Source organism: Kribbella sp. NPDC048928, assembly GCF_043197975.1.
Lineage (GTDB): Bacteria > Actinomycetota > Actinomycetes > Propionibacteriales > Kribbellaceae > Kribbella.
In genome coordinates this window covers 849,536-862,021 of the sequence record NZ_JBICUC010000003.1, presented here as the reverse complement: position 1 = coordinate 862,021, position 12,486 = coordinate 849,536, and the positions used below count along the sequence as shown (strand labels likewise).

Genomic DNA, 12,486 nt, shown 5'->3' with positions numbered 1-12,486 from the left:
GTCCGGCAACTTTCGCCGGACCTACGTCGCGTCCGAGGTGGTGCGTCAGCGTCGCGTGAGCGCGATCGCGACCGGCGTGACGTCGTACGGCGTGTCAGTCGTGAACGCCAGACGGGCTTCGTACTTTCCGGCCGTGGACGTGGCCGCAGCGTCGAACCGCAGCTGCACCTTCACCGAACGTCCCGGCGGAACGGTGAGCTGCGTACGGTCGGCCGACAACCAGCCCACGTCCGCACCGAGAACGCACGCGTCCTGACCGGACAGGTACTCGGCGAACGGCGTCGCGGTGAACCCGCCGATGGAGCCACCGATCCTGCTCAGCCCGCAGGCCGCGCCGCCACGGAACATGCTGTACGCCGCGTTCGGAAGCGCCGACCAGGCACCGGTCGCCGGATCGAACTCGATCGCCTGGTTGGTGACTTCACCACCGGTGATACCGCCGGCCAACTGGAGCTTGCCACCGCTGCCGGAGTACGCCATGCCCCAGGCGGGGTACGGCATGTTGGCGATCGGCGTCCAGCTGTCCGAATCTGGCTTGTACTGGTACGCGCTCGCGACCGGGAACTCGTGCCACGGGTCGTCGAGCACCGGCACGAGCCCACCGGCACAGATCAGTCCGTCCCCCGACCCCGTACATCCCGGCATCACCACGTGCTCCGGGTAGGCCGCGATCCGCGCCCAGGTGTTGCTACCGACGTCGTACCGGTAGGTGGGAGTCGTCTCCGTGCAGGCATCCGACTCACAACCGGCGACCACGTAGAAAGCACCGCCGACGACCGCCCCGGCCGCCGTACTGCTCGGCATCGGGAGGTCGGCCACGCGAGACCACATGTTCTTCGCCGGATCGTAGACGTAGGTCGTCGAGGTCAGCTTGCCTTGCGCGTCCCAGCCGCCGGCCACGTACAACTTGCCGCCGACGAAGCCGCCGACCGCACTCTCCCGCGACTCGGGCAGGTCGGCGATCCGCCGCCACGACCCGACCGTCCGGTCGTAGGCGTACCCAGCACCGGTCAGGCCTTCGTCGGTCGCGCCGCTGACCGAATAGACCACCGAGTCGTTCGACGCGACGACATTGTCCATGATCGGCGTCGGGTAGTCCGGCAGGTTCGACCAGGCCGGGTTCGTCGATGCGTCGCGTGACGGTACGGGGTCGTGCCCGCCCGGCTTCCGCTTCGTGAACGACAACGCGGACGCATCCACCTTTGCCCGCCGCAGCGGCGCACCTGGTGCTGTCGTCCGGTGATGCCCGTCGGCCGCCGTGAACCCACGGTCCTGCTCGACGAGCGACACCTGAGCCGGCTTGGTGCCGTGGTTGGTGAGCGTGATCGACCGGGGGCCGATCGGACCCTTGCCGGCGTTGACCGAGATCGGCGCCGAGGTTGCGGTCACCTGGCCGGCCTCCAGCGACCAGTCGAGCCGGGTCGTTCGGTGCGCGAGCACCCGGGTCTTCTTCGTCGCCTCGGCGTACCGCCGTCCGGTGGCGCTGAGCGAAAGGTCGCCGGTGGGTGCGAACAGCCAGTAGTAGCCGTCGTCGACCTGCGCGTCGTCGGAGGTCGACCCGCTCACCGCCGGAGTCGTACCACCGGCGAGCTGCACACCGGTCAGCGCGGCACCGGTGTTGTGATCGCGGACGAGGCCTGCCACGAGCCCACCCGGTGTCGGCTCGCACGACCGGCTGCCGACGTACACCTCGTCGAGCTCCCAGAAGTTGTCGAACGCCCCGGTGAAGCGGAACCGCACCCGGACATCGGACTTGTTCGCGGCCTGCGGGATCGGTACCTCGACGTGTCCCTGGACGAAGGCGTCCGGCGCCCGCCAGACGTTCTGCCAGGTCGCTCCGCCGTCGAGGCTCAGGTCCACGACGCCGTCCTGCTCGCCGAATCCGTAGTCGTAGTAGTATGTGTCGAAGCCGACAACCGGCTCGGCGACGTCCGACAGGTCCGCAGCCGGGCCGACCAGGCTCGTGTCATGACGATTGACCGGCGATGCCCAGTTGTCGACGATGGCGAACTGCCCGCCGGCGCCGGTGAGGTTGCCCTTGGCACCGGGATCGTCGAACGTCCAGGTCTTGCCGCTGCCGTCGTCGTCGGTCACCTGCCAGCCGTTCTGCGCCGCCGACCAGCCCTCGAAGTCGGTGCCGGCGCCGTGATACGCGTTCCCGTACCCGGCGGCCGTGCAGGTCGACGCGTCCACGTTCAGCGCGACGTCGCGCTGCAACGAACCCTTTCCGTTGCCGACGACAACCTTTGTGTCGGCGGTCTGGTAGCCGGGCCGGCCGGCTGCCTCGACGTGCAGCTGATAGGTCGCGCCGACCGGGAGCTCCACGCTGTAACGGCCGGTGAACGGGTCCGTGTGCACAGCACCGTCCGGGTACCCGTCGATGGAGATCTTGGCGTACATCGGCCAGCCCTGACCGGAGCCGTCGGTGACGGCGCCACTGACCGTACGCCTGGCCAACGCTGTCAGCGTGAAGTTCCTGGACACCGACGCGCCTGCAGCCACGGTGACCCGGTCAAGCGTCACGTCGGCGTACCCGAACTTCGATGCGACGACCTGGTAGGTCCCCGCGGCCACCGCGACGCGGTACCGGCCGGACTTGTCGACGACCGCGCGGGTGCGATAGCCCGTCTGGTCGGTGAACGTGACGGTCGCACCGTCGAGCGCGTGGCTCCGGGTCTGCACCGAGCCCGAGGCCCAGCCGTGGGATCCGAGCGTCAAGGCCGACACACCGTTGGGCGTACCAACACCAGTCGGCCCGTCCCAGCCGGCGCCCGCCGTGCAGCGTACGTCGCCACACGAACCGTCGGTGCCTTCGCTGACGTCGTTCAGCGAGGCGCCCTTGCGATACAAATACGTGACCGGATCACTTCCCGGAACGGGAGTGCCGGCCAGCGCGTACATCGCGGCCACCAGCGGCGAGGACAGTGAGGTGCCGCCGTACTGCGCCCAGCCGTCCTGTCCGAGGGTGTTGTAGACCGCGAGCCCGGTGTCCGGGTCGGCGACCGCGGCCACATCGGCGGTCGCCCGCGTGTCGGGACAGCCGGTGTCGAGGCCGTCCTGGTAATCGGGGCGCGGCTCGTAGAGCGAGCAACCGCTGCCGCCGTCGACCCACGCCGCTTCGTGCCAGCCGCGCGCGGTGGAGTCGTCCCGGGTCAGCTTCGTACCTCCGACGGAGACCACGTTCGGCGAGGTGGCCGGGTAGCTCTGTACGTTGCCGAGGTCACCGGACGACACGGTGACGGCGATCCCTGGGTGGTCGTAGTAGTGGTCGTAGTACGTCTCGAACGGGAGTTCACCGTCGATGCCGTACGAGTTGGAGATCGCCACGGCGCCCAGGGACGCAGCGGTGTCGACAGCCTGGCCTAGATTCGGCGAACTGTTGCTGTCGGCCTGGACGAGCAGGATGTGGCAGTCCGGGCAGGCCGAGGACACTGCATCCAGGTCGAGGGCCGTCTCGATGGACCAGCCGGCATCTTCTTGCGGGTAGTCCGTTCCGCCGCGCTGGTCGACCTTCCGGAAGCAGCCGTTGTCCGTCGTGCACGGCGACAGGCCGTAGTGCGCCCGGAACACGGCCAGGTCGGATTCGGCGTTCTGGTAGCCGTACGCATCGACGATCGCCACCGTCCGCCCGTCGCCACCGTCGGGCAGGGCGTACGCCGACTTGATCTCGCTCGGCCCCAGCGATCCCGGGAGCGGCCCGGCCGTGCGCTGCGCCAGCCCGCCGTGATCGGCGGCCCGCCCGACCGCGTAGCAGCGCGCCAGCGGCGTGGAGCCGTCGGCGGCCGTCGCTGCAACGTTGCAACCGGCCGGTACCGTGCGACTTCCACGCGGACCGCCCGTCGTCGGGCTGCCGGTCGTTTGGTTGCTCGGCGTTGAACTGCCGGTCGTTGGGTTGCCGGCCGCGACTGCCTCGGGGGCCGCCACGGTCGATACCGCCACTGTGGACGTCACCAGGGCAGTGATCGTGGTCAGGGCCACCGCGATGGTCCGGACGGTTCGGCCACGTCTTGTCATCCCACCTCTAGGTCTTCTCGTGCGTTGCACGCCTCACCCCTCACTCAATCTCCGACGGGACAGTCCCGTCGGATCGTCCTGCTCACAACCAGCCCGCCCGCGCGGCGTGCAGACCGGCCTGGAAGCGCGTCTCAGCCCCCGAGGCCGCCATCAGCGCCGCGATCCGCCGCCGCGTGGTTCGGTGACTCCAGCCGAGGTGCCGCGCGATCGCCTGGTCCTTCATGCCGCTGGCGAGCAGCACCAGGACGCGCCGATCGTTCTCGGTCGGTTCGAACGTGCCGTCCTCCTGGGCGGCCCGCAGCGAGCCGGGCGCGGTCAGCGGCGTCGCCTGCTGCCACAGCTGATCGAAGACCAGCAGCAGGACATCGAGCAGGCTGCACGGGTGCACGACGATCGCACTCGCGATGTCGCCCTGGTCGATGGCCAGCGGCATGAACGCGGTCCGGCGATCGAAGGTCGCCAGTTTCAGCGGCAGTTCGGACGTGACGCGGGCCTGCTCGCCCGCGGCCACGTACCGCAGGATTGCGGTCACCGCGTTCGGCGCCTGTTCCAGTGCGGCCCGGTCGTAGATCGCCTTGCAGCTCACGCCCCTGGCCAGCACCTCGAACTCGAGGTCGTTGGTGTCCGGGCCCGTCGCTGCCACGTACGGCGGTGTGTCCAGGACCTGGACCTCTTCAGTGGCGGCGCGCTGGAGCTGGTCGAAGCGGCTCAGCACGGCGTCGGCGCCGCTGACGATCTCGATCAGCTCGGTCGGACCCGTACTGCGGCCCGAGCGGAAGTCGGCGACCCAGGCCGTCGCGAGTGCCCGGATCCGCTCGAGTTCGGACTCCTGGCGCCGTACCAGCGCCTCGATCGCCGCATCCGGTGCCACCGGCAACAACTGCGGCGTGGCCGTCGGTGGCCGTGTGATGAGCTCGGACTGCATCCGCTGCGAGGACACCGCGTCGCCTCCCTGATGGTGCGCCAGGACTCACCGCCCGGGCTCGGCCCGTAGCAGTCTCGTCAGCGCCGCATCAGGGTGTCCAGCACCTTGTCTGGCCTACGTAGGCCACGGCCAGAACTGGCCACTCGGTGCCCGCACGACATCGGGGCGCCACGGCGTGGCGCCCCGATGGTGACAACCTGCTGTTACCTCAGTACCGAACTCGATAGACCGCGCCCGGGCCGAAGACCGGGCCCGCTACGTACAGTTGGCCCCAGCGGTTGAAGGCTGCGCCGCCCGGCAGGTTCAGCTGGTTCTTGACCAGTTCGCGCTTGTACCCGGCGGTGTGGTGCTTGCCCGGGTACTGCAGGAACAGGCCGCCGATGGTCGAGCCACCGGACTCGAACGCGAGCCAGCTCGCCTTGGCCAGTTCCACCACCGCGAGGGTCCCGTGCGGTCCGCCGGCCAGGTCGACGATCGACGTGTAGCCGTCGGCGTACCGCTTGCAGTTGCCCTTGGTCGGCTTGACCGGGTCGCACACCGCGCCCACCGAGCCCGGCTTGATCCGCCAGATCTGCGAGGTGCCCGGTGTCGCGGGGAAGCCGCGGAGCTCCCCGACGTACCAGTAGCCGTCCGAACCGACCGTCACCGAGGTGGCGACCGCCTCGGCCACGAACGGCGTGCCGGCCGGCGGAGCCTCGTTACCGAGACCGGCCGGGACCTTGACCGTCCGCGGCTTGAGCCGGGCAACGGTCTTCACGTGACCGTTCGGCCAGACCCGCAACAGGTCGTTGTTGGCCGCGTCGGACACCAGCACCGTGCCGTCGCTCAGCGCCGCGACGCCGAACGGGTTGGACTCGGTCGGCGAATCGGCCTGGTTGTACGGGTCCGGATCGTGCGACTGGTACTTGCCGATGTCGGCGACCTTGACCGGCGCCTTGCCGTACCGCATCCGGTACAGCGTCGCGCCGCCCGGAACCGGTGGCTGTCCCGGCTCACCGCCCGCGCCGGTCAGCGCGTACGTCGTACCCCACTTGTTGGTGTCGATCGCGGGCGGGAAACCACCCGTGCCCGGTACGGTGCCGAGCTTCAGCGTCCGGCGCCCGTCGGTCACGTACACCGATCCGTCGGTGACGCTGTAGATGACCTTGTTCGCCCACGTCGAGACGCCGCGCGGACCGTTCAGTCCGGACGCTACCGGCTTCAGACTCGAATGGTTGCCACCGGCCTCTGCCTGTCCGGCGACGAGCACCGAGCCGGCCAGTGCGAGCGCCGCGAGTGCGGCAATGCGTGTTCGTACCCCCATGCGTAACTCCCCCTGCGGCTACGTCTCCCCAGCCGTGGATCCCCCTCCACAGACGACCCCATCGCAACACGAGGTCACGATTTGGTCAACGGGAACGCAGGAAATCAGCGCAGCAGCGGGTCGATCGCCGCGGCGATGAACAGCAACGCCAGGTAGATGTTGGAGAAGTGGAACAGCCGCATCGGGCGCAGCGCGGCACCGTCGGCACCGGTGTGGGCCCGGAGCAACAGCCGGCGCGCCTCGCGGAGGAACACGAAGCCGAGCACGATGGCGGCCAACGGGTACACGAAGCCGGTACCGGCGACCGGCCAGAGCGCGATCGAGGTCAGCACCATGATCACCGAGTACGCCATGATCTGCCGCGCGGTCTGCACCGGCGTCGCGACCACGGGCAGCATCGGGACGTCGACGGACGCGTAGTCCTCGCGGTACCGCATGGCCAGCGACCAGGTGTGCGGCGGCGTCCAGAAGAACACCACACCGAACAGCACGACCGGGGTCCAGGCGAGCTTGCCGGTGACCGAGGTCCAGCCGATCAGGGTCGGGAAGCAACCGGCGATACCGCCCCAGACGATGTTCTGCACGGTGCGGCGCTTGAGCACCATCGTGTAGCCGAAGACGTAGAACAGGTTCGCCGCGAGGGCCAGGCCGGACGACAGCCAGTTCACGAAGAAGCCGAGCTCCAGGGTGGCCAGCACGCCGAGCGCCACGCCGAAGATCGTCGCCGAGCGCGGGCTGACCGCGTGCCGCGGCAGCGGGCGGCGCCGGGTGCGGCGCATCTGCTCGTCGATGTCGCGGTCGAACACGCAGTTGATCGTGTTCGCGCTGCCGGAGGCGAGGATGCCGCCGATCAGCGTCGCCACCACGATCCGGAGGCCCGGCACGCCGTCGGCGGCCAGGAACATCACCGGCACCGTGGTGACCAGCAGCAGCTCGATGATGCGCGGCTTGGTCAGCCCGACGTACGCCTTCACCACGTCGCGCACCGACGGACGCACTGTTGCAGCTGACACAGCGGCAGCGTCCGGCAGCGGCGTCGGGTACGACGTCGTCGCGGCGGGACGCGGGTCGACGGCGGTCACGAACACCTCGAACAATCTGGGTTGACGCCGGATGACCGGCGCTGACGATTCAGCAGTCTACGACGACCCGTAGGAGGGCTTGATGCACCCCCCTCGCATGCGGCGTGTGCATCGGGGAACAGACACTGTGGCCCGAACGGTTGACAAACAGTAGAGCGGTACGCAACGGACCGAGTCGGCCACAGTAGGCTCATCCTGAGTGGTACCAGCAGACCATCGAGAGGAGCGCCGCCGGCGTGACGGAGAAGACCAGCACCAAGCTTGAATGGACAGACCTCGACCAGCGCGCGGTCGACACCGTGCGGGTGCTCGCGATGGATGCGGTCGAGAAGGTCGGCAACGGACACCCCGGTACGGCGATGAGCCTGGCGCCGGCGGCGTACCTGCTCTTCCAGAAGGTGATGCGGCACAACCCGGCGGACCCGCACTGGGCCGGCCGCGACCGCTTCGTGCTGTCCGCGGGACACTCGAGCCTGACCCTGTACATCCAGCTGTACCTGGCCGGCTTCGGCCTCGAGCTGGACGACCTGAAGGCGCTGCGCACCTGGGGCAGCAGGACCCCCGGCCACCCGGAGTACCGCCACACCCCCGGCGTCGAGACCACCACCGGTCCGCTCGGCCAGGGTGTCGGCAACGCGGTCGGCATGGCGATGGCGGCCCGCCGCGAGCGCGGCCTGCTGGACCCGGAGGCGCCGAAGGGCGAAAGCCTGTTCGACCACCACGTCTACGCGATCGCGTCCGACGGTGACCTGGAGGAAGGCGTCTCGGCCGAGTCCTCGTCGCTGGCCGGCCACCAGAAGCTCGGCAACCTGACGGTGATCTACGACGCGAACAAGATCTCCATCGAGGACGACACCGACATCGCGTTCTCCGAGGACGTCGCCGCCCGCTACGCGGCGTACGGCTGGCACGTCCAGGACGTCGACTGGACCAACGGCGGCACCGGGTACGAGGAGAACGTGCAGGCGCTGTACGACGCCATCGAGGCGGCGAACGCGGTGACCGACAAGCCGAGCTTCATCCGGCTGCACACGATCATCGGCTGGCCCGCCCCGAACAAGCAGAACACCGGCAAGATCCACGGCTCCGCACTCGGCGCCGACGAGGTCGCCGCCACCAAGAAGGTGCTCGGCTGGGACCCGGAGCAGAGCTTCCAGGTCGCCGACGACGTGATCGCGCACACCCGCAAGGCGCAGGAGCGCGGCAAGGCCCTCGAGGACGAGTGGAACACCGGTTTCGAGGGCTGGAAGGCGGCCAACGGCGAGCGCGCCGAGCTGCTCGCCCGGCTGTCGAAGCGGGAGCTGCCGGCCGGCTGGAAGGACGCGCTGCCGAGCTGGGACGCCGACGCGAAGGGCATCGCGACCCGCGCCGCCTCCGGCGAGGTGCTGACCAAGCTGGCGCCGGAACTGCCGGAGCTGTGGGGCGGCTCGGCCGACCTGGCCGGCTCGAACAACACCACCCCGAAGGGCCAGCCGTCCTTCATCCCGCCGGAGTACGCCACCAAGGAGTTCCAGGGCGACGAGTACGGCCGCGTCCTGCACTTCGGCATCCGCGAGCACGCGATGGGCGCGGTGCTGAACGGCATCACCCTGCACGGCCTGACCCGTCCGTACGGCGGCACGTTCCTGGTCTTCTCCGACTACATGCGCCCGTCGGTGCGGCTGGCCGCGCTGATGAAGCTGCCGGTCACGTACGTCTGGACGCACGACTCGATCGGCCTCGGCGAGGACGGCCCGACGCACCAGCCGATCGAGCACCTCTCGGCGCTCCGCGCGATCCCGGGCCTGGACGTCGTCCGCCCCGGTGACGCGAACGAGACGGCGGCCGCCTGGGCCACCGTTCTCGAGCACACCGACCGCCCGGCCGGTCTGGTGCTGACCCGGCAGAACGTGCCGACCTTCCCGCGGGGCACCGACGGCTTCGCGACCACGGAGAACGTGCACAAGGGCGGCTACGTGCTGCTCGACGCCGACGGCGGCACGCCGGACGTCGTCCTGATCGGCACTGGCTCCGAGGTCCAGCTCGCGGTCGAGGCGCGCACGAAGCTCGCCGAGGAAGGCATCAAGGCACGCGTGGTCTCGATGGTCTCCCGCGAGTGGTTCGACGAGCAGGACGACGCCTACCGCGAGTCCGTGATCCCGGCCGGGGTGCGGGCCCGGGTCTCGGTCGAGGCCGGGATCGCCCAGAGCTGGCACGACATCGTCGGCGACGCCGGCCGCTCGGTCAGCCTGGAGCACTACGGCGCCTCGGCGGCGTACCAGACGCTGTACGACGAGTTCGGCATCACCACCGACGCCGTCGTCCAGGCCGCGAAGGACAGCATCGCGGTCGCCGCGCAGATCAGTGGACCGGGCGTGCCGCCCGGCCGCGCCGCCGCCGGACCGGTCGGCCCGGCCGATGTCGACACGGCCAGCTGAAGACACCCACACCAACAGAACCTTCCGGAAGAAGGCATCGGAAAATGAACGATCGCTTGAAAGCACTCGCCGACGCGGGTGTCTCCATCTGGCTCGACGACCTGTCGCGGGAGCGGCTGACCAGCGGCAGCCTGCAGGCCCTGATCGAGGACAAGCACGTGGTCGGCGTGACCACGAACCCGACGATCTTCGCCAAGGCCATCTCGGACGCCGACGCGTACGCCGAGACCATCGGCCGGCTGGCCGCGCAGGGTGTCTCGACCGACGAGGCGATCCGGGTGATCACCACCAGCGACGTCCGGGACGCCGCCGACGTGTTCAAGCCCGCCTACGACGACTCCGAGGGCCAGGACGGCCGGGTGTCGATCGAGGTCGAGCCGACGCTCGCGCACGACACCGCGAAGACCGTCGAGCAGGCCAAGCAGCTGTGGGACATCGTCGGCCGCGAGAACATCTTCGTGAAGATCCCGGCGACCAAGGCAGGGTTGCCGGCGATCACCCAGACGCTGGCCGCCGGGGTCAGCGTGAACGTGACGCTGATCTTCTCCCTGGAGCGCTACAAGGCGGTCGCCGCCGCGTTCCTGGACGGCCTCGAGCAGGCCGCCGAGAACGGCCACGACGTGACCAAGATGGCCAGCGTCGCGTCGTTCTTCGTCAGCCGCGTCGACACCGAGGTGGACAAGCGGCTGGACGCGATCGGCACCGACGAGGCGAAGGCGCTGAAGGGCAAGGCAGGCATCGCCAACGCGCGGCTCGCCTTCCAGGCGTACGAGGAGATCTTCGACACCGACCGCTGGCGCGAGCTGGAGACCGGCGGCGCCAAGCCGCAGCGGCCGCTGTGGGCGTCGACCGGTACCAAGGACCCGTCGTACTCCCCCACCCTGTACGTCGACAACCTGGTCACCCGGGGTGTCGTCAACACGATGCCCGAGGCAACGATCAAGGCCGCCGAGGAGCACAGCGAGTTCTCCGGTGACACCGTTCGCGGCGACTACGCGGGCGACCGCAAGGTGATCGACGACCTGGAGAAGCTGGGCATCTCCTACGACGAGGTCGTCCAGCTGCTCGAGGACGAGGGCGTCGCGAAGTTCGAGGCCTCCTGGTCGGAGCTGCAGAACACGGTCACCGCGGCCCTGAAGGGTGCTGCCAAGTGAGCACTCCGAAGGTGAGCACGACCAACGGCGACTGGGCCGAGGTCGTCGACAAGCTGGTGGCCGAGAAGATCGCCTCCCGGATCGCCGCGAAGGACGCGACGATCTGGGGCCCGGAGGCCGAGCACGAGGCGTCCATCCGGCTCGGCTGGGTGGACCTGCACGAGACCTCGCGGCCGCTGCTGGCCGAGATCGAGGCGCTGCAGGCCGACCTGCGGTCCGAGGGTCTGGACCGGATCGTGCTGTCCGGCATGGGCGGCTCGTCGCTGGCACCCGAGGTCATCACCCGTACGGCGGGTGTCGAGCTCGTCGTACTGGACTCGACCGACCCGAGCGTCGTGAAGCGCGCGCTCGACGGCGACCTGTCGAAGACCGTGATCGTGGTGTCGAGCAAGTCCGGCGGCACGGTCGAGACCGACAGCCACCGGCGGACGTTCGCGAAGGCGTTCACCGACGCCGGCATCGACGCGGCCTCGCGGATCGTCGTGGTGACGGACCCGGGCTCGCCGTTCGAGAAGCTGTCGGCCGACGAGGGCTACCGCAAGACGTTCCTCGCCGACCCGAACATCGGCGGCCGATACAGCGCGCTGACCGCGTTCGGCCTGGTGCCGTCCGGTCTGGCCGGCGCCGACGTCGCCGAGCTGCTCGACCAGGCGGCCGAGGCCGCGCCGGCCGTGCAGGCCGACTCGACCGACAACCCGGCCCTGTGGCTGGGCGCCGTGCTCGCGGCGAGCGCCGGGCGGGACAAGGCGATCATCACGGCGGACGGTTCGAGCATCGTCGGCTTCCCGGACTGGGCCGAGCAGCTGATCGCGGAGAGCACCGGCAAGAACGGCACCGGTGTCCTGCCGGTGGCGGTCGAGGTCGGCGCGCCGGAGCTGTCCAGCGACGCGGCAGACCTGACCAACGCGCTCCTCGCCGAGAAGGCGACCAGTGGCGTACCGACCGCGCTGACGTCGGGTTCGCTCGGCGGACAGATGCTGCTGTGGGAGACGGCGACGGCGGTGGCGGGCTACCTGCTCGGCATCAACCCGTTCGACCAGCCCGACGTGGAGAGCGCGAAGAAGGCCGCTCGCGGTCTGCTGGACGCGCAGCCGGAGCCTGAGACGGCGGCGTTCACCGAGGGTGCTGTCGAGGTTCGTGGTTCCGAGGGTCTGCTCGACGGTGTCGACTCGCTGCAGGCTGCGGTGAACGCGTTGCTCGGCAAGCTCGACGACAAGGGTTACGTCGCAGTGATGGCGTACCTGGACTCCGAGCGCGACGCCGACCTGCTCGCGATCCGTCCGGCGGTGGCCACCAAGACCGGCCGCCCGACGACCTTCGGCTGGGGTCCGCGATTCCTGCATTCGACCGGTCAGTACCACAAGGGCGGCCATCCGGAGGGCGTGTACCTGCAGGTCACCGGCGCGCACCCGACCGACGTGGAGATCCCAGACCGTCCGTTCAGCTTCGGCACGCTGATCTCGGCGCAGGCGGCCGGTGACGCGAACGTACTGGCCGAGCGCGGGCGTCCGGTGCTGCGGTTGCACCTGACGGATGTCGCCGGCGGCGTGCAGCAACTGTTGTCCCTGTTCAAGTAAAGCCACCTGACACG

The 12,486-nt window shown here is 69.6% G+C and carries 7 protein-coding genes; 3 read left to right on the top strand and 4 right to left on the bottom strand.

Annotated elements, in window-relative coordinates; translation table 11 throughout:
- Positions 1-45: 45 nt before the first annotated feature.
- The 4 genes from ACGFI6_RS17520 to ACGFI6_RS17505 form a co-directional block, all read right to left on the bottom strand.
- Entirely contained in the window at positions 46-4,014 is a 3,969-nt protein-coding gene (locus ACGFI6_RS17520; protein WP_393119591.1) for a carboxypeptidase regulatory-like domain-containing protein, read from the bottom strand.
- An 82-nt stretch (positions 4,015-4,096) separates the two neighbouring features.
- Positions 4,097-4,954: a helix-turn-helix domain-containing protein gene (locus tag ACGFI6_RS17515; protein ID WP_393119589.1), complete on the bottom strand. Its 858-nt coding sequence runs from the start codon at positions 4,952-4,954 to the stop codon at positions 4,097-4,099.
- Positions 4,955-5,147: 193 nt separating this feature from the next.
- The gene (locus ACGFI6_RS17510; protein ID WP_393119587.1) at positions 5,148-6,242 is read right to left on the bottom strand and encodes a ScyD/ScyE family protein; all 1,095 of its coding nucleotides are present in this window, start codon (positions 6,240-6,242) and stop codon (positions 5,148-5,150) included.
- Positions 6,243-6,346: 104 nt separating this feature from the next.
- A complete protein-coding gene (locus ACGFI6_RS17505; protein ID WP_393119757.1) occupies positions 6,347-7,324 on the bottom strand; it encodes a heme o synthase in 978 nt (325 codons plus the stop codon).
- Between the two features lie 314 nt (positions 7,325-7,638).
- Here ACGFI6_RS17505 and tkt point away from each other — a divergent pair, with 314 nt between their 5' ends.
- From tkt to ACGFI6_RS17490, 3 genes are read left to right on the top strand one after another with little or no spacing between them, the layout of a single operon-like run.
- Positions 7,639-9,741, top strand: coding sequence for a transketolase (gene tkt / locus ACGFI6_RS17500; RefSeq protein WP_393119755.1), 2,103 nt, complete (start codon positions 7,639-7,641; stop codon positions 9,739-9,741).
- Between the two features lie 44 nt (positions 9,742-9,785).
- Complete coding sequence (gene tal, locus ACGFI6_RS17495; protein ID WP_393119585.1) at positions 9,786-10,895, top strand: transaldolase; 1,110 nt, start codon at positions 9,786-9,788, stop codon at positions 10,893-10,895.
- Positions 10,892-12,472: a glucose-6-phosphate isomerase gene (locus ACGFI6_RS17490; RefSeq protein WP_393119583.1), complete on the top strand. Its 1,581-nt coding sequence runs from the start codon at positions 10,892-10,894 to the stop codon at positions 12,470-12,472. The genes tal and ACGFI6_RS17490 overlap by 4 nt, the downstream gene beginning before the upstream one ends.
- Positions 12,473-12,486 lie beyond the last annotated feature (14 nt).

Coding starts and splice junctions, on each gene's coding strand:
- ACGFI6_RS17520 (WP_393119591.1), bottom strand. CDS start 4,014: ATGACAAGACGTGGCCGAACCGTCCGGACCATCGCGGTGGCCCTGACC.
- ACGFI6_RS17510 (WP_393119587.1), bottom strand. CDS start 6,242: ATGGGGGTACGAACACGCATTGCCGCACTCGCGGCGCTCGCACTGGCC.
- tkt (WP_393119755.1), top strand. CDS start 7,639: ATGGATGCGGTCGAGAAGGTCGGCAACGGACACCCCGGTACGGCGATG.
- tal (WP_393119585.1), top strand. CDS start 9,786: ATGAACGATCGCTTGAAAGCACTCGCCGACGCGGGTGTCTCCATCTGG.